Raw genomic sequence first — 22,964 nt, 5'->3', positions numbered from 1 at the left:
AAAAGCCATTGGATGACAAAGTTAATGCTTTTTTAGTTTTAATGGTTTATATTTTATTTCTATAACAGTAAAGGAATATTAAAATGGGAGATGTTTTTTCGATGTCAATGGAATCTTCTAAAGACAATAAAGATAGAAATGAACAATTTCTCATGCAAGTAGCTGCTTGGTTGGTTGATAACACTAGCTTAACTTTTGATCAAATAGCACAATGTTGCAAGTTATCCCTTGAAAAAGTACAAGACATAGCTGATGAGGAAATAGAAGTTGAAAAGTATGACCCTATTATTTCTGAAATAATTACTGAAAAAGAAATCGATAATTGCAAAAAAAATCCAAATCGTGTACCAAATTTGATTATAAAAAATATGAAAAAAAGGGCAAAGACGATTAGCTTTCTTGCCTTTGCTTCCACAGCAAGGCGTAGAGATAAACCTAATGCGATTTATTATTTGGTAAAAAAATTTCCTATCTTGAACAATAATGTAATAGCTAAGCTAGTTGGTACAACAAATTACACAGTTGAGCAGGTAAGAGATAGATCTCATCATAACATACTCAATATCAAACCTCAAGATCCTGTACTACTTGGTTTATGTAGCCAGGAAAATTTAGAAGCGGAAGTAGAAAAAGCGAAAGTAGAAGAAGAGAAGAAACAAAGATTAAAAAATATAAATAATAGCTATTGATGATTCTCAAATTCTTGTACTTTGTTAATATTAAATTGACTTGACTTGTTAGTTTTTATCAGTATAATGCAAGTAAAGTATCTAGTTTAATAATAATTAAGTCTAAATACGCACTGAAAACTAGCTCAGCCTAATTTATTGTTTTATATTCACGTTTTAGGTTAGTAAGCATCAATTAAAATTTTTGGAGGATTATGACAACAATCAATGAAGATGTCTTAGCAAAAGAAGGGGTTGTAGGTCAACCTGAAAAAAGCGAACAAATTCATAATGCTGACGCAGTAAAACAAATGACCAGTGAAGGTGCTGAAAAAAACAAGAAAACATTGGACCTGAGCGAATTGAAAGAGAAAACAGCAGAAGAATTGTTAGAGCTAGCTGAAGAAAGAAAAATTTCAACTAGTGGTAAAGGCAATGGCAGGATGCTAAAACAGGAAATGATATTCAGTTTAATGAAGAAAATGAGTGAAGAAGGAGGCATAACCACAGGAAGTGGAGTAGTGGAAATATTGCCTGATGGTTTTGGTTTCTTACGTTCATCAAGTGCAAATTATGCTCCAAGTACCGATGATGTTTATATTTCCAATGGCCAAATAAAGAAGTTTAATTTACGTACAGGAGATATGGCATGTGGAGAAATAAGGCCACCTGGTGATAAAGAAAGATATTTTACTTTAACTAAGGTTCAAAGTATAAACTCTACTGAAATCAGTGAATTAAGAAAGTACGTCCATTTTGATAATTTGCTTCCGCTTTATCCTGAAAAAAGCCTCATCCTTGAAAACAACAGTAGCGGAGATAATAAAAAAGATATAAACATGCGTGCTGTAGATATAGTTACACCTCTTGGAAAAGGACAAAGAGCATTGATAGTTGCTCCACCTCGTACAGGAAAAACGATATTGCTTCAGCAAATGGCTCACTCTATAGCTACAAATCATCCTGAAATAGAACTAATAGTATTACTTATAGATGAAAGACCCGAAGAGGTGACAGATATGATACGCTCTGTAAAGGGTGAAGTGGTAAGCTCTACATTTGATGAACCTGCCTACCGTCATGTCCAACTTGCTGAAATAGTAATAGAAAAAGCTAAAAGAATGGTTGAACACAAAAAAGATGTAGTGATTTTGCTTGATTCTATAACTCGTCTTGCACGTGCTTATAATGCAGTCATTCCTTCGTCTGGAAAGGTTCTAACCGGCGGTGTAGATTCAAATGCGCTGCAAAGACCAAAACGCTTTTTTGGAGCAGCTCGTAATATTGAAAATGGTGGTTCTTTGACAATCATCGCTACAGCCCTTATAGAAACTGGTTCAAAAATGGATGATGTTATTTTTGAAGAGTTTAAAGGCACAGGTAATGCTGAAATTATACTAGATAGAAAACTTGCTGATAAACGTATATTCCCTGCTATTGATATTACAAAATCCGGAACAAGGAAGGAAGAGCTATTAGTTGATAAGGCCATACTAAATAAAATATGGGTATTGCGTAGGATACTTAACCCTATGGGATCTGTTGAAGCAATGGAGTTTTTACGTGACAAATTACTTTTAACAAAGAGCAATGCTGACTTTTTTAACTCCATGAATCACTAAAAGTAAGCCAATTCTGATGGAGCAAAAAAGCAAAGCTCTCTTATAGCTAAAATAATTTGGATTTATCAAAATATATTAAGCTGGCAATCTACCTTAAGTTGCTATTCCAACTTATAGCACTGATTTTGATCAAAAATTTTATGTAGTCAGTTTATTTACAATCGATTTTCCAGTGTCAGCCACTTAGATGACATCTTTTTGACTCTTAATATTAATATCAATTGTGTACCAGTGTTGAAATGACCCACTCAAAAGGGGATTGTATTTACTCTGAATCAGATGATAAATTAGATGCTTGGTAAGCGTAATTTGGAGCTTCCTGTGTAATGATTATATCATGAGCATGACTTTCTCTTAACCCTGATGAAGTAATAGTGACAAATTTGCAGTTTTTTTTCATCTCTTCTATATTACGGTTGCCAGTGTAACCCATTGCAGCTTGCAACCCACCAATTAACTGACAGATCACTCCTGAAGCTGGACCTTTAAAAGGAACTCTTGCTTCTACTCCTTGTGGGACTAAATCAAGTTTTGAATCTTGAAAATAACGGCTAGCTGACCCTCGTTTCATTGCACTAATAGATCCCATTCCTCGATATTCCTTATATGCTCTACCCTTATACATGATAATCTCACCTGGGCTTTCCTCAGTACCAGCAAAGATTGAACCTATCATCACAGTATCAGCACCAGCTGCAATAGCTTTTGCAACATCTCCCGAATATTTTATTCCACCATCAGCAATTAGTCTGACGTTTTTTGTTTTACAAACCTCTGCAATATTCTTGATCGCAGAGAATTGTGGCATACCAACGCCTGTAACTATTCTGGTAGTACAAATTGATCCTGGCCCTATTCCAACTTTCACTGCATCAACACCAGCATCAATCAACGCTTCAGCAGCCTCCTTTGTTGTAATATTTCCGCCGATTAATTGCGTATTCGGATACATCTTTTTTATTTCCTTAATAGTGCTGATAACGTTCTCGGAATGACCGTGAGCGGTATCTACAATAACCACATCAACTTCTTCTTCGACCAAAGCTTCACATCTTTCTATACCGTCTTTTTTACCAGTACCAATTGCAGCGGCAACTCTGAGTCGACCTTTACTGTCTTTACATGAATTTGGATATCTATTGTATTTTTCGATGTCTTTAACTGTGATTAGACCTATGCAACAAGAATTTTCATCAACAACCAAAAGCTTCTCTATTCTATTTGCATGCAACAATTTCATTGCTGAGGCGCTATTTACTGCCTGCTCTCGAACTGTTACTAACTTATCTTTTGTCATTACCTCGGAAACTTTTATATTCATGTTCTGGTCTTCAATAAACCTCACATCTCGATTAGTTAAAATTCCCACTAACTTGCGTTGATCAACTACAGGAATGCCGGAATAATTATACTCTCTCATTAATGAAACTGCTTCTGCAACTGTTTTATCTGGGGAAATTGTAATTGGGTTATACACGATCCAGCTTTCATATTTTTTCACCCTTCTTACTTCTAACACTTGTTCATCTATTGATAAATTCTTATGTATGCAACCTATTCCACCATGTTGGGCAATAGCTATTGCAAAGCCTGATTCAGTGACAGTGTCCATTGCAGAGGATATGAGAGGGATATTTAGTTCTATATTATTTGTTAGATAAGTTCTTGTGTCTGCATCACGAGGCAATACATCAGAATAGGCCGGTAAGAGAAGTACATCGTCAAACGAATAACAAGCTTCCATTTTTTTCATATGCTTTATTTAAAGCTTATACGCCAATTAATGAAATTGCAATAGAGCTTTTGCAAAATTAGCCTGGCTCCAGCTATTTTTAGATCAAAATAGGATAGAAGAGGTATGTAGCTCCTAATATATTTATCGCATAATTATATTATTTGCTAGCAAACAGAACTGCTCAATAGTTAAGCTTTCTGGACGTTCGTCTCCACTCAGTTTAGCATTCTCAAGAGTAGTTGAGACATCACTAGTTATACTTTGCAAGCTATTTCTCAGCATCTTTCTTCTTTGAGCGAACACAGCACGTGTTAGCTTTGTTAAGGTTTCTAAATTTACTGCAAATCTTGGAGTGGGTAAAGGTTTTACTGTAATTACTGAAGAATATACTTTTGGTCTTGGAAAAAATTCCTTAGGTTCAATATCAAATTCCTTTTTTATGTCGCATAGTAACTGGCTTAGCACTGATAGGGAACCATAATCTTTAGAATTAGGTTCTGCTGTAATACGCTCTGCTACCTCCTTTTGGAACATTAACGTCAAATTCGTAAAAAATTTTATATTATTTAACCACTTTAAAAATAACGCTACTGAGATATTGTAAGGCAAGTTAGCAATGACTTTGACTGGACATTCTACCAGCTCTTTTTCTACAACATTAAGTGCATCTGCTTCTATAATTCTATATTTTCCCTGATGCTCATTTAGCAATTGTTCGTGATGTTTCACTAAACTACTATCTTTTTCTATAGAAAGTAGAAACTTTGGATTATATGCCAATATTTCTCTTGTTAACGCACCATACCCAGGACCAATTTCAATAACATTAAAATCTTTCAGGCTACCAGCTAAGGCAACTATTCTTTTTATTATCTCATTCGATAAAATAAAATTTTGCCCTAGACTCTTTTTTGGCTTCAGTAAAAATTTTTTCATATGATCTTAGTATGCAGTATTTTAAAAATTAGTTGACGAAAATTCATCAATAATTGTATATTGTCAGTGTATTTAATGCCGGCTTAGCTCAATTGGTAGAGCAACTGACTTGTAATCAGTAGGTTGTCAGTTCAAGTCCGACAGCCGGCACTCTCATTCATATAAGAAAAATTGATGTCTTTTTTAATAGTAGCAAATTGGAAAATGAATGGAACACGTTCTTCATTTGTTAACTTTATAGGCAAACTTAACAACAAGAGCAACGAAATTACCTCTAAATTAGTAATTTGCCCTCCTTTTACATCATTTCCAAGCAATATAGAGTTGAACAACAATATTAAAATAGGAGGACAGAATTGCCATCATAAAGAGTTCGGTTCTTACACAGGTGAAATTAGTGCAGGAATGTTGAAGGAACTAGGATGTAGTTACGTAATACTTGGACATTCTGAAAGGGCTCATGAAAAAGATAGTGAAATAAAACTTAAATCGAAAACAGCAATAGAATCAGGATTACACCCAATCATCTGTGTAGGTGAAAACTCAGAAGATTATAAAAATAAAAAAACAAAAGAAGTAATAGAATATCAATGCAAAAACCGTTTGCCAACACAAGGTGAATATACCATAGCATACGAACCGATATGGGCAATAGGAACAGGAAATGTGCCAAATAATGACGCAATTGCTGAGGTGATAGAGATAATAAAATTGTGTACTGGTAAAAAACACATTATATATGGTGGCTCAGTCAGCTCAGAAAATATAGGAAACTTGCTCAGTATTCCAAATCTATTGGGAGTTTTAATTGGTAGTGCAAGCTTAGATTTTGATCACTTTTATCAAATTATACAACAAGTCGAGAAAAAACTTTCTCTTAATTAATTCTAAAGGATAAATACTCTTATTGTCATGGCAAGGGAGCTGGCAAAATGTGTCAAGGAGTTTTCTATTGGCTAAGGTTGTGACAATAAAGTTAAGCACTGCCAAAAACTATGGAAGAAGTCATTATAATTTGTATTATATCTTTATAAAATGGTTCGCATAAGTTATCTAGAAGTGCAACTAAACAAATACAAAAATCAAAGTGTTGCGGTTTTCGGCCTTGGTAAAACTGGTTTGTCCGTTATTAATGCTCTAACAAAAAGCAGTGCAAAAATATATGCATGGGATGATAATAAAGAGCAAATAGCAAATGCAAAAAAGATATATAAAGAGTGTAACTTTACTCATCCCAATGAGTATAATTGGCATGAGATAAGCACACTAATTTTGAGCCCTGGAGTGCCAATACCAACGCATTGGGTAGTAAAACTTGCAAGAAGCTTTGACTGCAAAATAAAATCAGACATTGAGCTATTTCTTGAAACTAAAACTACAAATCAGAAGGTTATAGGCATTACAGGAACAAATGGCAAATCAACCACCACGTCACTAATAGGGCACATATTAAAATCCACAGGGAAAAAAGTAGCTATTGGCGGGAATTTAGGTGTGCCTATTTTGGATTTAGAAAGAGATGCAGAAATTTATGTAATTGAATTCTCCTCTTTTCAATTGGAGCTAATAAATAAAATTAATGTAGACATTTCTGTATTGCTAAACATCACACCAGACCACATAGATAGACATGGAAGTATGAATAACTACATAGCAACTAAATTAAAACTGATAAACAGTAGCAAGATTGCCGTGATAGGATGTGATAACAAAATTACCGCTGATGTATTCAATAAATTCACTGGGAACAAAATTCCAATTTCAGTAACATATTCCCTGGTGTCATTCCAGCGCGTGACCAGAAAAGAAAAACCATTGCCAACTACCCAGATGACAGAGGGTAGTGCAAGAGATCTAATATCATTGGCAGATAACAATTTGCTTGATTATAGTGAACAGATTACTGGTATAGATCGAAATTATCTGGATCCCAGTGTCAGCTACTTGGATGACAAAAGGAGTGCTGAGATTCAGGAGATCTCGCTAAAACTAGAGAATCACAACTTATCAATGAGTGATATGAAAGTAAACCTAGTATCCAATGTAGAAAATATAGTAGCTGCACACGCTGTGTGCAAGTTACTTGGAGTAGATAGCAGCACTATTGTCAATGAAATCAAATCCTTTCCAGGGCTAAGACACAGAAATGAATTTCTTGGCAAAATACATAATGTACTTTTTATCAACGATAGCAAAGCAACCAATGCAGAATCGACCGAAAAGGCAATTTTATCTTATAAAAACATATACTGGATTGTTGGCGGAAAAAGCAAAAAAGGCGGAATAGAATCATTAAGCAAGCATTTCACCAAGATTAGAAAAGCTTTTCTTATTGGAGAATCAACTGAAGTTTTTGCAAACATTATGGAGAACAAAATAGATTATATGAAGTGCTATAATCTAGAAAACGCATTTAAACTGGCTTTTGAAGAGGCCATAAATAGCAAAGAAGAAGTAGCGATATTACTTTCTCCTGCATGTTCTTCTTTTGATCAGTGGAAAAATTTTGAAGAGCGCGGTGAAGCATTTTGCAGAATGTTTGAAAATCTCAGGTATAATTATATGTGATGTTTAGTATAATATTGTATGGAACAAAAGTTAATAGTAGATGAGCTGATTAAGGTTGTTCCATTTGAAGGAATAAGTGATGCAACCTTATTGAAAGTGTGCACGAACCTTAACCTAGCCAATAGTTTTTGTAAATTTCAAAATGGAATATATAGTGCTTTGGAGTACATAGCAGAGGACTTAAATAGCTCAATGGAAACTGAACTTTGGAATTCCAATTTAGAAGATATGAAGGTAAGAGAGCGGATAAAGTTAGCTGTCCAAATACGCCTTTCAAACTATGCTAAGTTACAAAATTACAGAGAGTTTTTAAAAAATGTTTTATCATTCTCTATATTACCCCAAAATACATATTTTTCTAGTAAACTCTTGTACAGAACTGTTAGCGCGATTTGGTATGGCATTCATGATCAATCAACAGATTTTAACTACTATACAAAAAGAGCAATATTAGCTGGAGTGTACTTAAGTACGATACTTTTTTTTATCAATGATTATTCAGAAGATTTTGCAGATACCCTGTCGTTTCTTGACAAACGTATCAACAATGTCATGACATTTCAAAAGTTTAAAACCCGTTTGAATAGAATGGTAAGAAACTTCTTATAGCCTCTTTACTTATACGAGTTACTCGTATTTATACCTAAAGCTGCCTTGATTTTTATGTTAAGATAATTGACATCCACTAACAGTGAGCTTAACAAAGAACTTGATTGAAAGCAATACATTAGAAAGTAGTTTTGCTGGAAACTTGAAGTAGACAGAATTGATACACATAAAGCTGATCCATGTACAAAAGTATCTGTTCAGATACACGACTAATGCTGTGTGATCCATAGAGGTTATTACAATAAGAATGTAAGATCAAATAGAAATTTGGATTTGCAGTAGTTTATAGACCTTATTACAATTGCAAAGGATAAATTCTAGGGTTAAACTACGTCTGAGTTGGATAAAACTATACAAAATGACTACTTTTAGCAGCAAACATTAGAGCAGTTTTTCCAAGAGAAGTTTTTTCATAGTCAAAATGAGGTAGACTAAGAGTACTAACTACATAATTAACACCTGCGTTTGCTATTTCTACTAAGTATTTTACTACATCCAAGTGACCTGCTTGAGCAGCATCAAGTAAAAAGAGTGGAGCAACTATCTCCATGAGGCTTCTTTTGCCTTTTTTTGCTTGCTTAATATTTATAGCTAAAGCTTCAGGGTGTCATTTCAGTGCGTGACGCAGAGATGTAGGGAGATTGAAGATCAGTGCTTGACACTGGAATGGCTTTGTTGCACAGCTCTTCGGATAGTGGGTAATGTATAATAAATTCATGAAGCTATATCAAACTTAGCCATGCCTATTTCAGTAAATTTGTTAAGCAAATAACACTTGAGTAGCAGTTCCTTCTCACGATTAATCTCAGATTTATTCCTAAAACTAAATCCAAATATTTGCTTCAGTCGCGAGAAAAAACTTTCTATATAAGATCTCTTCCAATAATTTATCTCTTTTTTCCACCTCTTCATACCATCTTCATCATATGACTTTATGAGCTTGATTGTAGAATTTCTCTCATTCATATAATCCAACTTTGGATGCTCTACTGCATTATTTTGCGGAGGAATCCTTGTCTTTATGTCAAGCTCATCGCACAGTTTGTATAACTTCTTTCGATTATATGCCCTATCTGCATATATCGTGCTTATGTTATACTTGGTATCCACTCTTTCAATAAGATCACAGGCTCCATAGTGGTCGGAATAAACTCCACTACTGTATTTTGCAGCTATAACTTTTTTACTACCTATCTCTAGCATTACATGTAGCTTTCTTGTTTGCTCATAGCGGCGATACTTTCTATCTGTACCATTTGCCTTACTATGGCCTGGAATATTATTGTAGATGCTGATACCTGTACTATCTATAGCAATTTCAATATCTTCCATATCGTTCTTATCAACTCTGCAGTCGTTGATTTTGATATTAAGCTTTTTAAACCTTCTTGAAGCCTGCGAATAGCTGATAATTTGCAAAATTTTCCCTATTTGCTCAAGATATTTCTCTATAAATCCCACTGTTTGCCTAAGACCAATCCTGAATAGATAGGTTATTATGTGAATTAGAATCACTACTTTGTCGCTGTAGACATTGTTGCCACCTGCTACTTTTGGACTATTTTCGTACCAATTTTCAATGGCATCGTTGATATAATGAAAAACATTTCCCCTTTCTTGAAGAAATTTGTTATATTCATTGCAGTTACTGACTTTCATTCTTATTGGCATATTTTTCCTTTGTCGGCTAAATATCTATTTTATAACAAATTCCATCAGTAACTGCCTGTTCTTTCCTTGAGTGGTGCAACAAAGCCATTCCAGTGTCAAGCACTGGAATGACACCATCTACTACTCAAATTACCTGCAAATTGCAATGTTCGTACACCAAAACGCGGTATCTTGTTGTAGATTCCGCTAACAAGCAGCGGAATACCAAATTGTAGAAGTTGCTTTAGCTCTCCTCACTCTCCTTTCAAAGTAGTCTATTCTATAAATTTTTTTGTTAAACTTGATTTTAAGCCACGAACAAAATCTTTAATATCGCAAGGATTTCTTCCTTCCATTTGTACAACTTTAGGAATTAAAGTACCACCTTTTAAACTTATATGCATATTATCATTAATGATCTCACCTTGTCCTGAAGTGAAGGCTTCAAATTCAGCATCAAGTATCTTGATACGTTTATTCTCTACCTTAATGAATGCTTTTGGATAAAATGCTTTAACCTTTCTATAAGCAATTTCACAGGCGTCACTTGCGTAAATTTTATAGTCTTTTACTTTGTCAGCATAGCACGCATCGTTATCGCTCTGTTTTAAGGGAACTTGCTTTTCAATTTCGTTTAGTACTTTCAGCAGTAAATCACTACCTAATTCAGACAATTTATCATACAACGTCTTATAATTATCGCTTTTTTCAATAAGAAATTTTTTCTGTTTTAAAATAGGGCCAGAATCTAATCCTTCATCTAGCTGCATAATGCTAACTCCGGTTTCTTGATCTCCGGCTAAAATTGTGTGCTGTATCGGAGCTGCACCGCGCCACCTAGGCAGCAATGATGGATGAATATTAATACAACCATATTTGGGAATATTTAAAATTTCTTTTGGAAGTATCAATCCATACGCAGCAACAACTGCAACGTCTGGCTTAAAATTTCCAAACTTTTCTTGCTCTATCGAAGATTTTAAAGAGGCAGGAGTACATACCTCTATGTCACTTTTTTCAGCAACGATGTGTACTGGCGATTTTGTTAACCTCTGCCTACGTCCAGAAGGCTTTGGAGCTTTGGTATATACTGCTACTACTTCACTCTGTAATTTCAATAGTAAGTTTAACGCACCAACAGCAAACCCCGGTGACCCCATGAAAATAATTCTCATGTTTTCAGGTGTGTTTGCTTTAGGAATTTTCTGCTAACTTACTACTTACAGTTTCTATTAATTTAGCAAAATCATCCTTATGATTAACAGCCATCTCAGCAAGAATTTTTCTATTCAAATCAACTCCAACAAGTTTAAGACCATGCATAAACCTACCATAAGTAAGTCCATGTTCTCTTGCCGCTGCATTAATACGTATTATCCACAAACCACGAAAATCACGCTTGCGATTTCTTCTGTCTCTATAAGCATACTGTAGTGCTTTTTCAACCCTTTGTAATGCAATTCTATAACAATTCTTTGCCCGTCCTCTATAACCCTTTGCTAATTTTAATACCTTTTTATGACGAGCATGAGTAGCGGTTCCACGCTTTATCCGAGCCATTTTTATCTTACCTCCATTTTATTAAATACCATAAGGCATATAAAGTTTAACTATACGCGAGTCAGATTTATTGAGAATCGTTGTACCGCGTTGATTACGAATATTAGATTTACTTCTTTTTACCATGCCATGTCTCTTACCTGACTGAGTAGAGATGACTTTACCCTTAGCTGTAAGGTGAAAGCGCTTTTTGACAGAAGATTTTGTTTTTAATTTTATTTTCGTCATATTCTAAACAAATTTACAAACACCACTATTTAGTTCTTTATTAGTAATTAAGTATGAGTATAGATAATTTTATTAAAGAATCAAATTAAAATTGTATTTTAAAGCAGCTTGAATGTAATCACACCCAGTATATGTGTTATACCTTCTTCATTCCCAATTGGTAGCAATACTTGCCTTATTTTAACACTTTCACTTTCTTCCTCTTCGTTAATTGAGCATTTACTCTCTATTACAGTCTCAAGTTTATCAATAACTGCATCTATTTTATATAACCGCAAAAATGGTGCATCAATTGCATACTTATCATCGATGTACATCTTTTTTTCAAAACCATAGAATTCAATAGCTTTTTCTCCTGCATTTTCACAAATATAACCTCGATCTTTAACTTCAATGATAAAACAATGCTGCCATGACTCCATGATTTCTGCAGTGTCTATTTCATGTCTTTCTGGCCATTCTCTATCTGATCCTTTTATATCACTCCAATGTTGAGTAACTATATTCACTATTCTTCTTTCTTTGCCTGCATAATTTTCCATTCGAAATTCCACATATAAAACACAGATATGAGGTAAATTTATCGTGAATGTATTGATTTTTTCTTACTAAAGGATGTAGATTATTGAAAATTCTCATCCTGTTTACACAACAGGTAATGATAAATTAAGTATAATAATTAGAGCATAAAAATTATTAAATGAGGAAACTGTAAAAAAATAATAAAAAAATTCTATTTTTGCAATATTTTGGCTAACGAATAGAATTAGTTCCACTTTCTAAAGTTATTGCACTTAATAAATAACTAGATGGAGTTTCTTCCTTAGCACTACTATGGCTTTTATTTTTTCTATTATAAAACCAACATTTAAATGGTACAGCTGCTACCAAAGCTACTGTTACTGCTAACATACCTACTGTGAACACTATATTATTTTTCTCGTTTGAAGGTGTTTCCAATAATTTAAACTCTCTCAAGTTTGTATCATGAATCATAGGATTACCCAAAATATTCGTCGTATTTTGAACACTTTCTATATTTCGCATTGTAATTCCATTGCTAGCGTTTGATTTTTTCATTTCTTCCATTACTTGTTTTAAGTTTGGTAGTTCTGCTGTTGTATTTTCAATATCACCAGCTTCCAGCTTTTGCAAGTTCTCATTACTCAAAAACTCTTTGAGATACTTTTCATAAAACTCTTTGGCATTATATCTTTTATAACTTCGTATTTTTCCACTCTTGAGATCAGAAACAATATCATCAATCATCACTTTTGGATTTTCTGCATGCACTATTTCTCCTTCAGCAACAAGAATACGATAAGATGTATCGTCAAGCATACATACATACTTAAGTTTTAAATCACCTCCTCCCAATAGAAAATATATTGTTCTGTTTTGTTCTACATCTCGCAATTCTGATTCAATACTAATCCATCTATTCCTTTTTTCCTTATTGATTGATCTTTTTTTTCCTACAGTATTTTTAAATCTTCTTGACATATATGACCCCCAAGCTGACCAATATTTCCTTATGTATAAAAGATAAATTATTTAAGTCCACATCTTTTCACTAAGATTTTTATATTTTTATTATACTAAATAATACATATATTAATATCTGAATTTCTCATTGCAATTTATTATACCTTAGTAAAAACGATATAAAATTAGAGAAAGAGTTATAAAATTTTTTGTAAGACAGGAAAATTTCTTCTCCTTTGGTTCCAGAGCATATAAGTGCTGTAAGAGCTAAGTTGATGGCACTGTTGTGCCATCAAACTCTGGAATCTTACTCGACACTAATCTGAGAAGATAGATGTGCTACCGATGTAGCATTGCTGAGCAAAGATTCTATTTCTGATGTAGATCCGGAATGCTCAAGTTGAGCTTGTTCAGGAAGGTTTTTCATCGCTTTTTCAACATCGTAGCTACCTTCCCTATTTTTTCTATGCCATACAAAGTATCCTAATCCTGCAAAAGCTACTGCTAGCACTCCACCAAATATACCACCAGCAATCCCTGCTATTCCTATATACTGTCCTCCATTTATTTCGGGTAATCTAGGCCCTTCCACATCTGTGCTATTAAATATAGAATGATCTAACACTTCTTGTGAATTACTATCAAAACGGGAAACACTACTTATATCTTCAGGAGTAATTCCATAACTAGCATTTGATTCTTCTATTTCATTTATTACGTCATTAATCTCTTTAGTAGTTACTTTGCTTGATGCAAAATCGAATTCTTGTTTTGTTAAAGAAGCTGATTCGATAGTTACATCTTCCTGCATCTGATAATCAATTTCTTCAGTAGTAGATTCTCTCAATTGGCTATTTTCATCAGTTCTTTCTTTTAGCTTTTTTGAACTATCCTTACCCAATTCATCTACAAGGTTTTTTAGATATATTTTCTTAAATTCTCTATAATTATATTCTTTACTTTTTTCTATTTCTCCACTCTTAAGACCTAAAATAATTCCATCTATTGTCGATTCACGAATTGCTTGAGGAATGTCTATTGAATTTACTATTCCTGTAACCAAGCCTATCTCAGCTGCTCTAGAAGATATAGAGAGGTCTTTTACTGTTAAATTCTCTCCTTTAATTAAAAATTCTACTCTTCTGTTTTGTTTTATACTTTCCAAGTCAGATACAATTCTAATTGTTGGACCATCCATCTCCTGCTTATTTGTTGTTTCTCTCTTTCGCATGCTATTCTTAGTGTTTTGGAATTTTTTTGGCATTTCACACTCCTTAAATTAATTAACAAAAATATTATTTGAATTAACAAATACTTCTCTATGTTAGTGGATAAAATATTTAAACCTATATCTTTTTATTAAAATTTTTATGTAAAAGTTACTTTTATTATACTAAGTAATGTATATATTAATATTTAGATTGATAAATTGATTTTACTTCTGTTACAACTTATTATGCATAGATAACCTCAGTAAAAACGATGAAGCTAAACGAAATTAGAGAAAGATTTATAAAATTTTTTGTAAATAATAATCACGAGCAAGTTCCTTCTTCTCCTTTGATTCCAGAGCATGATCCAACACTCATGTTTACAAATGCTGGTATGGTACAGTTCAAAAACATCTTTACCGGCACGCAAAAAACTGAAATGAAACGTGCCGTCTCAAGTCAAAAGTGTCTCAGAGCAGGTGGTAAACACAATGATCTTGAAAATGTTGGCTATACATCTCGGCATCACACATTTTTTGAAATGCTCGGAAATTTTAGCTTTGGTGATTACTTTAAAGAAACTGCGATAGAATTTGCGTGGAAATTTATTACTGAAGAATTGTCTCTTGATAAAAACAGACTATCCATAACTGTTTACCACACTGATGATGAAGCATATGAAATTTGGCGTAAGATAAGTGGCTTTTCAGATGATAAAATCATAAGAATTACAACAGATGATAACTTTTGGAGCATGGGCAATACTGGTCCATGTGGCCCATGTTCTGAAATCTTTTACGATCATGGAAATTCCGCTTTACATGAAGACGACAGAATTGTTGAAATTTGGAACCTGGTGTTCATGGAATTTAATAAAGATGAAGAAGGTAATTTACAAAAATTACCAAAAAAATGCATCGATACCGGAATGGGCCTTGAAAGAATAGCAGCTGTTATGCAGAACGTTCATGATAACTATGATATTGACCTATTTTCTGCTCTGGTAAGTAAATCGCAAGAGTACTGTGGAAATACGGAAAATAAAGTAGCTCATAAGATTATCGCAGATCACCTTCGTGCAGCTGCATTTCTCATCGCAGAAGGAGTGCTTCCTGGAAATGAAGGAAGAAATTATGTACTACGCAGATTGATCAGGAGAGCAGCACGTTATATCCACCTACTTGGATATAATGATTCTCTATTGAACCTTGTTTTTCCTGCACTCATAGATGGCACAAGTTTGGCTTATATGGGAGATGCTTATCCAGAGCTAATCAGAGTTAAAAGCTTAATAGAAACAACGTTAAAATCAGAGGAAGAAAACTTTAAAGACACTTTAATGAAAGGCATTAATCTCTTGGACAAATTCACTGCAGATTTAAAATCAGGTGACACTCTATCTGGAGAATCAGCATTCAAACTATATGACACTTATGGATTTCCTTTGGATATCACACTTGATATTTTGAAAGAAAGGAAAATAAATTTTGACCAAAAAGGTTTTGATAATGCAATGAAAGAGCAAAAAGAAAGAGCACGTGCTAATTGGACTGGATCTGGTGAAAAATCTGTTGAACAAGTATGGTTTAATTTAATCGATCAGTTTGGCAAAACGGAATTTGTTGGTTATGAACGTGATGAAGTAAAGGATGCAACAGTACTCGCAATAATTTCCTCTAAAAATGAAGTAATTGATTCTGCAAAAGAAGGAGAAAAGATAACTATTATACTTGATAAAACACCTTTTTATGGAGAGTCAGGTGGACAAGTGGGAGATATTGGAAAGTTCCTTCTTGTCATCCCAGTACTTGATACTGGGATCCAGATTCCAGCGTCACGCGCTGGAATGACACCAGATTTAGGCGTAATCATAGTGGAAAATACCAACAAGATTAATGACCTATATTTACACAGATGTATAGTGGAGTCTGGTTCAGTTCGTAAAGGTGATACAGTTACAGCTAGTATTAACAAAAAAAGAAGACAAGACTTAAGAAGAAATCATTCAGCTACACATCTTCTACACTTTGCACTCAGAAAAATCTTAGGTGATCACGTTACTCAAAAAGGTTCTCTAGTCGTACCAAATAGACTAAGATTTGACTTTAGTCACAATAAGCCAGTCACTCAGGATCAGCTGTCTTCAGTAGAAGATATAGTAAACTCTCTAATCAGAGAAAATCTTTCTACGTCCACAAAAGTTCAAGGTATGGATGAGGCAATAGACGAAGGAGCGATGGCCTTATTTGGTGAAAAATATGGTGATAATGTTAGGGTTGTAAAAATTGGAGATTCAAAAGAATTATGTGGTGGTACACACGTGGAGCGTACCGGAGAAATTGGTTTGTTTAAGATAGCAGCAGAATGTTCCGTTGCATCTCGAGTAAGAAGAATTGAAGCTTTAACCGGTCAAGAAGCAATTAATTATGTACGCAATAACGAAATTAGCTTAAAAAAAGTTGCAGAATGCGTAAAAGCACCAGTAAATGAAATAATAAGTCGACTCAGTATTTTAAGCCAAGAGCGCAAAGAATTTGAAACCAAAATAAAAAATCTTTATAAAAAGATTATCAGTGTAGAAAATATAAAAAGTACTGAAATAAATGGAATAAATTTCGTAAGCCACACTTTTACTGACGTTCCAGGAAGTATCATAAGGGAATTTGCTCTACAGCAACAAAAACCGAAAACTGTAATAGCCTTCATGGTAACAGAAAAGGATAAAACAGTTTTGATTGTCAAAGTAAGTAAAGATTTAACTAATAAGATCAATGCAAAAGAGCTAGTATCTACTGTAACCAGAAGGGATTGCGGTGGAAATGCCGAACTTGCCCAAACAGGCTGTGATAACAATAAAATAGATGATGCCATTACAGCAATCCATAGCAAAATAACAGCTTGCAAAAACTAATACACCCTACTACCTCGATATCTTTTAACCGTAAACGAAGGTATTATGCAAATAGGGGTAGAGAAGACTTAACTGTCAAATGAGCATATCAGGTAATAAGAACTAGATTACAGCTCCATGCACTGGAATGATATCTAGGTCTAAAGTCTACATAAAAATCGTTTACAATCGGCGTTCAATGTGATAAGTTGAAAGCAGTTTATTCCTCGGTAGCTCAGTGGTAGAGCAGTTGGCTGTTAACCAATTGGTCGCTGGTTCGAATCCGGCCCGGGGAGCACTATTTTATACAATCTGTACATTTCACTTTTAGCCCAAAATTCACTACCTTTTTTTTGTCTCTTAAACAGACAAAACGTGTGAAGTTATATAGTTTTAAAGCCTTTACTGTCAAAATGCAAAGATGTCTGCGCTTCACTTAGCTTGCTATCTGGCTCCTCTCCTATTTTTCTTTTATTACATTTCCTTTTTAATTGAGGAAGGACATTTTTTGGCAATGTTTCATCAATACTGCAATAATTGTAAATGAGCGAAGTAAGACGCACCAAATTTCCACTCGCCAAAGTCTGTACATCTCTGTAATTAATGCTGTTATCATATACTTTAAGTGTAATAAGATTTTTAAGGTTTCCACTTGCTGCTAAAGCCTCTGCACCTTCATTACTGATTTCATTCCATCCTAAACTCAGTAAAATAAGCTTTTGAAGGTTTCCACTTGCTAAAGCTTTTGCCCCCCTATCGCCAATTTTATTATCATATAATTTAAGCTCAGTAAGACTTGTAAGATTTCCACTGGCTAAAGCCTCTACACCTTCATCACCAATTTCGTTTCCTCCTAAATCAAGCGAAGTAAGATTTATAAGATTCCCGCTTGCTAAAATCTTTGCACCTTCTGTACCAACATAACTGCAACTTAGATCAAGTGAAGTAAGATGAGAAAGCTGAGCTAATTCTTTTATAACCTCATAATTAATTTTTGAACATCGTAAAATAAGTCTTGTAATGTTTGTATTGCTTTTTAAAAAGTTTACTAATCTATCAACATTAATTATAGCACCTGATGTTGCTAAAGTATTATCCTTTACATATTGGCTATAACTCATTTGACCTCACTATTAAAGCTATGCAAGTGTTTTAGTAAACACTTCAGCAACTGTCAATCACTTTAATAAAATATTTTATGAAAAACTTCATATACCATTGCCTCCAAGCAGCTTTTTCTATCTCTTATTTTAACACAAAAGTTGTGAGAAGAGTTTGTTTTTGGTACCATTGAGGGTTTCGATGTTAACTTTTATATGAACTTTAAATCAGTCGTTTTATGTATACTAGATGGCTGGGGTAATGGAATAGAAAATAGTAAATACAATGCTATTAGCAATTCAAATCCACCTTGTTGGCAACATATTAGCTCTAATTATCCAAAGTGCAGTTTATCTGCCTGTGGAACTGATGTTGGATTACCAGAAGGCCAAATAGGCAATTCAGAAGTTGGCCATATGAATATTGGCAGTGGTAGAGTGGTAATGCAAAGCCTTCAGCGTATTAATCAAGAAATCGAAACGATAGAAAATAATGCAAATCTACAGAATTTTATTAATGATCTAAAAAGTAAGAATGGCATATGCCATATAATGGGATTGATATCAGATGGTGGTGTTCATTCGCATCAAAAGCACATTTCAGCTTTAGCAAACAAGATATCACAGCGCGGAATTAAAGTTGTAATACACGCATTTTTAGATGGCAGAGATACATTGCCAAATTCAGGGAAAAGATGCATTCAAGAATTTACAGAAAGCATAAAGGAAAATGATATAAGAATCGCCACTGTCTCTGGGCGTTATTATGCTATGGACCGTGATAATAGGTGGGAAAGAACAATTGAAGCTTATGAAGCCATCGCATTTGCAAAGGCGCCTCGTTATGATGATGCAGTATCGCTTATTGATGAAAATTATCAAAATAATATAACCGATGAATTTATCAGGCCCGCAATAATAGGCGATTATCAAGGTATAAAACCAGAAGATGGATTGCTATTGGCTAACTTTCGTGCTGATCGAATGATACAATTGGCAAGTATTTGTCTTGGTAAAGCAGGCTATACTGAAGTGGCAAAATTCTCTTCAATTTTAAGTATGATGCAATATAAAGCGGACTTAAAAATCCCTTATCTCTTTCCTCCTGAATCTTTTGCCAACACTTTGGGACAGATAATAGAAGACAATAAATTACGGCAACTGCGCATTGCAGAAACTGAGAAATATGCGCATGTGACTTTCTTTTTTAATTGTGGAAGAGAAGAACCTTTTTCTGGTGAAGAAAGAATACTAATTCCTTCACCAAAAGTTAAAACTTATGACCTGCAGCCTGAAATGTCAGCCTTTGAGCTCACAGAAGAGCTTGTAAAAAAAATTCATTCTCAAGAATTTGCGCTGATAGTTGTAAACTACGCTAACCCTGATATGGTGGGACACACAGGTAATATAAAAGCAGCCAAGCAAGCTGTGCTCGCTGTAGATGATTGCCTTGCAAAAGTACTCAGCGTTGTCAAAGAAGTGGGTAATACTGCACTCATTGTTACAGCAGACCATGGTAATGTGGAATGTATGTTCGATGAAGAAAATAACACACCTCACACAGCGCACACTCTAAATAAAGTTCCATTTATTATATCTTGTGAAAATTTAAAACTGAGAGATGGAAAATTATCTGATATTGCTCCTACTATTTTACAGCTACTTGGACTCAAAAAGCCAAATGAAATGACAGGTAGTTCGTTAGTGCGTTCCATGTTGCTATAACTCTATTGTTAAGGGTTGAGGAAATAAAACACTGTGTATAGAAGATAGCATATCTATTTGCTGCTCTAAATGATCATGCTCAGCTTCCACATTAGAGTACCGAATATTATTCTTCCCTACATATACAGATAAAGAACCATCATCTTCAACTGCTTTGTTATTTTGCAATACTATATTAAAAATTTCTTTCTGTTTTAAAGCATCGAACCAATCTTCAACTGTCGTATAGAAAAACTCACCCGTTCCACTTTCCGGACACACTTCTGGAGAAATCTTTAGCACATCATGAGAAAGTGGTGGGGAAAAATAGCTCTTGAATGAGTAGCTGGGAGAATTGTAGTTATTGTGCAGAGCGATAACGTGATCTTGACCAGGAAGTAAAAAATCTAAAATTCTTTCTGCAAAGTTTCTAACAGCTCTCAAAGCATCTTCTGAAACACTGCCAAACTCTCTTAAGCTAGCTTCTGCACCTACATCATCAAACATGCGATTGGGATCGAATTCATACCGCTCACCATTTAAGTAAAATTCTACATTACGCGGAGTACCATCACCATGAGTAATGTATAGCATTCTTCCACCAAACTGCTGGAGTATATGCTCACCAGCCCCTTTTGAAGTTACTTCATTTTGATGCACATTAATAAAATTGATCCCACTTGTATCGCTACTTTTAATAAAAAGCTTAACCGTGGTACCACCCAACGCTAGATCATATTCTTTAGTGTCGATGTTTGACATTCCGCTGCTATCAATAATCAAAGCAAAAAAATAGTACAAATTTTACTTTATGTTAGTTATAAGCTTTTATTTTTAAATTTTTTGCTGTCAACATTAATGATTCATCAAAGAAGCTATTAATATCACCAATACTATCTATATTTTTCACACTGATAGATTGGTCAATTCTTTTAACTAAATTGGATAAAACTTTGTTAGGGCCAACTTCAACAAACTTATTAGTGCCATGGCTTGTCATATATAAAACCATCTCTCTCCATCTTACTCTACTTACAACTTGCTTAGCGAGCAAAGCTCTTATGATCTCTGGATCACTTTCTTCCTTAGCTGTAACGTTTGATACAAAAGGAATCGAAGGGCGAGTTATGTTGATGCTTTTTAAAAATTCCAGAAGTTTTTCATCAGCAGGTTTCATAAAAGATGAATGAAAAGGCCCACTAACTTGTAATTTTATCATTTTCTTGACACTTGAGTTTTTGAATAAATCAGGTAAGACCTCAAGAGCCTCTGCAGTACCACTCACCACTACCTGCCCACCACCATTATCGTTTGCAATTTCACAATCAATTTGAGCTGATTTTAATATACCTTCTACTTCACTTATTTCTGCTCCAAGTAGAGCAAACATTCCACCTTTGCATTTTAGTGAAGCTTCATGCATTGCTTCGCTACGAACTTTTAGCAATTTGACTGCAGACTCAAGCGTCAATGCCCCTGCAGCACACAGCGCTGTATACTCGCCAACTGAATGCCCACAAACATACTGAACATTGTGAAGAGATTTACCAAGCACATGCTCCATAACACGTAGCGTTGCAATTGACACTGCCATTATAGCTGGCTGAGCGTTTTCCGTGATAGTTAATTTCTCAATAGGGCCATTGAAAATCAAATGAGACAGCTTTCTACCCAATACGTCATCTACTTCATCAAATACTTGCCTTGCAACTGAAAATTCATCATATAAGCTCTTTCCCATTCCTACAAATTGGGAGCCCTGACCAGGAAAAGCAAAAATCATAAAAAATTTTTCATTCTTCATTGAGAATACTACTTTATTTATTTTTTGTCAATATTTCACAATAATGATTGACCAAATGAACCAGATTCACTAAAATCTTAGCTGGTAAGAAATTTGTAAGAACAATGGCAGAAATCGATTATCACAAAGTTACTATAGTTATGACAGATGGTCAAGAGTTTGAAACTTATTCCACTTATGGAAAAGAAGGTCAAAGAATAAAGCTTGATAGAGATCCTCTTACTCATCCTGCATGGACTGGAAGTTTGACAAGCGGTTCAGGGGAGAAGGATAGTAAAATAGCTAAGTTTAATGATAAATACGGGAGTCTTTTTTAGTTCCTCCCCTCTTTATTTAACATGTATAAATATAAAAATGTAGGCTATATTGCTTCTTCGCTACCCAAGTCTCAGGAAGTATCTAAACTACTACAGAAACTCAATTTTATCAATATAGCAGAAGCAGGTAAGCATGAAGTTGATCTGCTGATAGTTGTTGGTGGCGATGGTTTTATGCTACGCACCCTACACAACTACGTCATAGGAAATAAAGATATACATGTGTATGGAATAAATACCGGTAACGTCGGATTTTTGATGAATAAATGCTTTGAAGATCTAATTGATCATATAGAACATGCAGTTCCTACTCAGCTAACTTTACTAAAAATGGAAGCCACAGACATAAGTGGCAAAAAACACCATTACATCGCAGTAAATGAAGTGTATGTCTTTAGAAATGCAAATCAAATAGTGGAGATGAATATTACCATTAATGATAAGCTAAAAGTAGAAAAATTCAGAGGAGATGGAATTATATTGTCTACCCCAACAGGTAGCACTGCATATAACTTCTCTGCCGGTGGGCCAATCTTACTACTTAATTCAAATTTACTTGCACTGACTTCCATTAATAGCTACTACCCAAGGCGTTGGAATGGAGCGCTAATCTCAAATGATACAATAGTGCAAATTGATATCAATGATGTGAAAAATCGTCCAGCACTTGTAGTATCAGATTACAAGGAATTTCCTGATATATCGCAGATAAAAATGCAGAAAGATCACGAAAACACAGTCACTCTGCTTTTTGATAAAGATTGCTCATTAGACGAGAGGATTTTTGATAAGCAATTTTTATACTAAATTCTTCATACTTATCTTTAAATTAGTATTTACCATATCTTAATAATTATAACGTAATCAACACAATATA

At 34.3% G+C, this 22,964-nt stretch carries 22 protein-coding genes, 2 tRNA genes and 1 pseudogene; 12 read left to right on the top strand and 13 right to left on the bottom strand.

What is annotated here, in order from left to right; translation table 11 throughout:
* Positions 1–83 precede the first annotated feature (83 nt).
* Entirely contained in the window at positions 84–689 is a 606-nt protein-coding gene (locus OPR29_RS01635) for a cell cycle transcriptional regulator TrcR (protein ID WP_007301964.1), read from the top strand.
* A 194-nt stretch (positions 690–883) separates the two neighbouring features.
* Positions 884–2,290: a transcription termination factor Rho gene (rho, locus tag OPR29_RS01630; protein WP_265025335.1), complete on the top strand. Its 1,407-nt coding sequence runs from the start codon at positions 884–886 to the stop codon at positions 2,288–2,290.
* Between the two features lie 265 nt (positions 2,291–2,555).
* Here rho and guaB read toward each other — a convergent pair whose 3' ends face one another.
* Together guaB and rsmA are read right to left on the bottom strand one after the other, a co-directional pair.
* Positions 2,556–4,043: an IMP dehydrogenase gene (gene guaB / locus OPR29_RS01625; RefSeq protein ID WP_012481851.1), complete on the bottom strand. Its 1,488-nt coding sequence runs from the start codon at positions 4,041–4,043 to the stop codon at positions 2,556–2,558.
* 123 nt (positions 4,044–4,166) lie between these two features.
* A complete protein-coding gene (gene rsmA, locus OPR29_RS01620) occupies positions 4,167–4,961 on the bottom strand; it encodes a 16S rRNA (adenine(1518)-N(6)/adenine(1519)-N(6))-dimethyltransferase RsmA (RefSeq protein ID WP_019236635.1) in 795 nt (264 codons plus the stop codon).
* A 77-nt stretch (positions 4,962–5,038) separates the two neighbouring features.
* Between rsmA and OPR29_RS01615 the strand changes: the two genes are divergently transcribed.
* The 4 genes from OPR29_RS01615 to OPR29_RS01600 all read left to right on the top strand — a co-directional run bounded on the left by OPR29_RS01615 (position 5,039) and on the right by OPR29_RS01600 (position 8,138).
* Positions 5,039–5,111: transfer RNA gene (locus tag OPR29_RS01615), tRNA-Thr, on the top strand.
* A 24-nt stretch (positions 5,112–5,135) separates the two neighbouring features.
* A complete protein-coding gene (locus tag OPR29_RS01610; RefSeq protein WP_052264645.1) occupies positions 5,136–5,846 on the top strand; it encodes a triosephosphate isomerase in 711 nt (236 codons plus the stop codon).
* Positions 5,847–5,996: 150 nt separating this feature from the next.
* A complete protein-coding gene (locus tag OPR29_RS01605) occupies positions 5,997–7,529 on the top strand; it encodes a Mur ligase family protein (protein ID WP_052264644.1) in 1,533 nt (510 codons plus the stop codon).
* An 18-nt stretch (positions 7,530–7,547) separates the two neighbouring features.
* A complete protein-coding gene (locus OPR29_RS01600; RefSeq protein ID WP_052264643.1) occupies positions 7,548–8,138 on the top strand; it encodes a COQ9 family protein in 591 nt (196 codons plus the stop codon).
* Positions 8,139–8,487: 349 nt separating this feature from the next.
* Here OPR29_RS01600 and OPR29_RS01595 read toward each other — a convergent pair whose 3' ends face one another.
* On the bottom strand, positions 8,488–8,688 hold the full coding sequence (locus OPR29_RS01595) for an ankyrin repeat domain-containing protein (RefSeq protein ID WP_230609266.1): 201 nt from the start codon (positions 8,686–8,688) through the stop codon (positions 8,488–8,490).
* A 164-nt stretch (positions 8,689–8,852) separates the two neighbouring features.
* Positions 8,853–9,809: an IS5 family transposase gene (locus tag OPR29_RS01590; RefSeq protein ID WP_213863789.1), complete on the bottom strand. Its 957-nt coding sequence runs from the start codon at positions 9,807–9,809 to the stop codon at positions 8,853–8,855.
* Between the two features lie 86 nt (positions 9,810–9,895).
* Between OPR29_RS01590 and OPR29_RS06060 the strand changes: the two are divergent.
* Positions 9,896–9,976, top strand: a pseudogene (locus OPR29_RS06060) (WPE palindromic element domain-containing protein); the annotation flags it as partial.
* Positions 9,977–10,063: 87 nt separating this feature from the next.
* Here OPR29_RS06060 and fmt read toward each other — a convergent pair.
* From fmt to OPR29_RS01560, 6 genes are all read right to left on the bottom strand, one after another.
* Positions 10,064–10,963: a methionyl-tRNA formyltransferase gene (gene fmt, locus OPR29_RS01585; RefSeq protein WP_012481877.1), complete on the bottom strand. Its 900-nt coding sequence runs from the start codon at positions 10,961–10,963 to the stop codon at positions 10,064–10,066.
* Positions 10,964–10,982: 19 nt separating this feature from the next.
* Complete coding sequence (rplT, locus tag OPR29_RS01580) at positions 10,983–11,348, bottom strand: 50S ribosomal protein L20 (protein ID WP_007302081.1); 366 nt, start codon at positions 11,346–11,348, stop codon at positions 10,983–10,985.
* A gap of 21 nt (positions 11,349–11,369) precedes the next feature.
* Complete coding sequence (gene rpmI / locus OPR29_RS01575) at positions 11,370–11,576, bottom strand: 50S ribosomal protein L35 (protein WP_006013548.1); 207 nt, start codon at positions 11,574–11,576, stop codon at positions 11,370–11,372.
* Positions 11,577–11,674: 98 nt separating this feature from the next.
* On the bottom strand, positions 11,675–12,118 hold the full coding sequence (locus OPR29_RS01570; protein WP_019236701.1) for a PAS domain-containing protein: 444 nt from the start codon (positions 12,116–12,118) through the stop codon (positions 11,675–11,677).
* A gap of 211 nt (positions 12,119–12,329) precedes the next feature.
* Entirely contained in the window at positions 12,330–13,079 is a 750-nt protein-coding gene (locus OPR29_RS01565; RefSeq protein WP_007302083.1) for a hypothetical protein, read from the bottom strand.
* Positions 13,080–13,368: 289 nt separating this feature from the next.
* Positions 13,369–14,325, bottom strand: coding sequence for a hypothetical protein (locus OPR29_RS01560; protein WP_265025334.1), 957 nt, complete (start codon positions 14,323–14,325; stop codon positions 13,369–13,371).
* A gap of 218 nt (positions 14,326–14,543) precedes the next feature.
* On the opposite strand from OPR29_RS01560, the gene alaS reads away from it, so the two are divergent.
* Complete coding sequence (gene alaS / locus OPR29_RS01555; RefSeq protein WP_265025333.1) at positions 14,544–17,183, top strand: alanine--tRNA ligase; 2,640 nt, start codon at positions 14,544–14,546, stop codon at positions 17,181–17,183.
* A 203-nt stretch (positions 17,184–17,386) separates the two neighbouring features.
* Positions 17,387–17,458 (top strand) — tRNA-Asn (locus OPR29_RS01550).
* Positions 17,459–17,545: 87 nt separating this feature from the next.
* Here OPR29_RS01550 and OPR29_RS01545 read toward each other — a convergent pair.
* Complete coding sequence (locus OPR29_RS01545; protein WP_213864013.1) at positions 17,546–18,283, bottom strand: leucine-rich repeat domain-containing protein; 738 nt, start codon at positions 18,281–18,283, stop codon at positions 17,546–17,548.
* A gap of 195 nt (positions 18,284–18,478) precedes the next feature.
* On the opposite strand from OPR29_RS01545, the gene gpmI reads away from it, so the two are divergent.
* On the top strand, positions 18,479–19,987 hold the full coding sequence (gene gpmI / locus OPR29_RS01540) for a 2,3-bisphosphoglycerate-independent phosphoglycerate mutase (RefSeq protein WP_265025332.1): 1,509 nt from the start codon (positions 18,479–18,481) through the stop codon (positions 19,985–19,987).
* On the opposite strand, the gene OPR29_RS01535 is transcribed toward gpmI, so the two are convergent.
* Complete coding sequence (locus tag OPR29_RS01535; RefSeq protein ID WP_265025331.1) at positions 19,982–20,728, bottom strand: hypothetical protein; 747 nt, start codon at positions 20,726–20,728, stop codon at positions 19,982–19,984. The genes gpmI and OPR29_RS01535 overlap by 6 nt on opposite strands.
* A gap of 52 nt (positions 20,729–20,780) precedes the next feature.
* Positions 20,781–21,749: an ACP S-malonyltransferase gene (gene fabD, locus OPR29_RS01530; protein WP_265025432.1), complete on the bottom strand. Its 969-nt coding sequence runs from the start codon at positions 21,747–21,749 to the stop codon at positions 20,781–20,783.
* A gap of 125 nt (positions 21,750–21,874) precedes the next feature.
* On the opposite strand from fabD, the gene rpmE reads away from it, so the two are divergent.
* Both rpmE and OPR29_RS01520 read left to right on the top strand, forming a co-directional pair.
* Positions 21,875–22,087: a 50S ribosomal protein L31 gene (gene rpmE / locus OPR29_RS01525; protein WP_006013575.1), complete on the top strand. Its 213-nt coding sequence runs from the start codon at positions 21,875–21,877 to the stop codon at positions 22,085–22,087.
* Positions 22,088–22,108: 21 nt separating this feature from the next.
* Positions 22,109–22,894 (top strand): NAD kinase, encoded by a 786-nt coding sequence (locus OPR29_RS01520; protein ID WP_265025330.1) that lies wholly within the window; start codon positions 22,109–22,111, stop codon positions 22,892–22,894.
* Positions 22,895–22,964: the final 70 nt, after the last annotated feature.

The sequence above is a fragment of the Wolbachia endosymbiont (group B) of Pammene fasciana genome, assembly GCF_947251495.1.
GTDB lineage: Bacteria > Pseudomonadota > Alphaproteobacteria > Rickettsiales > Anaplasmataceae > Wolbachia.
Note: the sequence above shows the minus strand (reverse complement) of the source record. Positions and strands in the feature narration are given on the sequence as shown.

Coding starts and splice junctions, on each gene's coding strand:
- OPR29_RS01635 (WP_007301964.1), top strand. CDS start 84: ATGGGAGATGTTTTTTCGATGTCAATGGAATCTTCTAAAGACAATAAA.
- rho (WP_265025335.1), top strand. CDS start 884: ATGACAACAATCAATGAAGATGTCTTAGCAAAAGAAGGGGTTGTAGGT.
- guaB (WP_012481851.1), bottom strand. CDS start 4,043: ATGAAAAAAATGGAAGCTTGTTATTCGTTTGACGATGTACTTCTCTTA.
- rsmA (WP_019236635.1), bottom strand. CDS start 4,961: ATGAAAAAATTTTTACTGAAGCCAAAAAAGAGTCTAGGGCAAAATTTT.
- OPR29_RS01610 (WP_052264645.1), top strand. CDS start 5,136: ATGTCTTTTTTAATAGTAGCAAATTGGAAAATGAATGGAACACGTTCT.
- OPR29_RS01605 (WP_052264644.1), top strand. CDS start 5,997: ATGGTTCGCATAAGTTATCTAGAAGTGCAACTAAACAAATACAAAAAT.
- OPR29_RS01600 (WP_052264643.1), top strand. CDS start 7,548: ATGGAACAAAAGTTAATAGTAGATGAGCTGATTAAGGTTGTTCCATTT.
- OPR29_RS01595 (WP_230609266.1), bottom strand. CDS start 8,688: ATGGAGATAGTTGCTCCACTCTTTTTACTTGATGCTGCTCAAGCAGGT.
- OPR29_RS01590 (WP_213863789.1), bottom strand. CDS start 9,809: ATGCCAATAAGAATGAAAGTCAGTAACTGCAATGAATATAACAAATTT.
- fmt (WP_012481877.1), bottom strand. CDS start 10,963: ATGAGAATTATTTTCATGGGGTCACCGGGGTTTGCTGTTGGTGCGTTA.
- rplT (WP_007302081.1), bottom strand. CDS start 11,348: ATGGCTCGGATAAAGCGTGGAACCGCTACTCATGCTCGTCATAAAAAG.
- rpmI (WP_006013548.1), bottom strand. CDS start 11,576: ATGACGAAAATAAAATTAAAAACAAAATCTTCTGTCAAAAAGCGCTTT.
- OPR29_RS01570 (WP_019236701.1), bottom strand. CDS start 12,118: ATGGAAAATTATGCAGGCAAAGAAAGAAGAATAGTGAATATAGTTACT.
- OPR29_RS01565 (WP_007302083.1), bottom strand. CDS start 13,079: ATGTCAAGAAGATTTAAAAATACTGTAGGAAAAAAAAGATCAATCAAT.
- OPR29_RS01560 (WP_265025334.1), bottom strand. CDS start 14,325: ATGCCAAAAAAATTCCAAAACACTAAGAATAGCATGCGAAAGAGAGAA.
- alaS (WP_265025333.1), top strand. CDS start 14,544: ATGAAGCTAAACGAAATTAGAGAAAGATTTATAAAATTTTTTGTAAAT.
- OPR29_RS01545 (WP_213864013.1), bottom strand. CDS start 18,283: ATGAGTTATAGCCAATATGTAAAGGATAATACTTTAGCAACATCAGGT.
- gpmI (WP_265025332.1), top strand. CDS start 18,479: ATGAACTTTAAATCAGTCGTTTTATGTATACTAGATGGCTGGGGTAAT.
- OPR29_RS01535 (WP_265025331.1), bottom strand. CDS start 20,728: ATGTCAAACATCGACACTAAAGAATATGATCTAGCGTTGGGTGGTACC.
- fabD (WP_265025432.1), bottom strand. CDS start 21,749: ATGATTTTTGCTTTTCCTGGTCAGGGCTCCCAATTTGTAGGAATGGGA.
- rpmE (WP_006013575.1), top strand. CDS start 21,875: ATGGCAGAAATCGATTATCACAAAGTTACTATAGTTATGACAGATGGT.
- OPR29_RS01520 (WP_265025330.1), top strand. CDS start 22,109: ATGTATAAATATAAAAATGTAGGCTATATTGCTTCTTCGCTACCCAAG.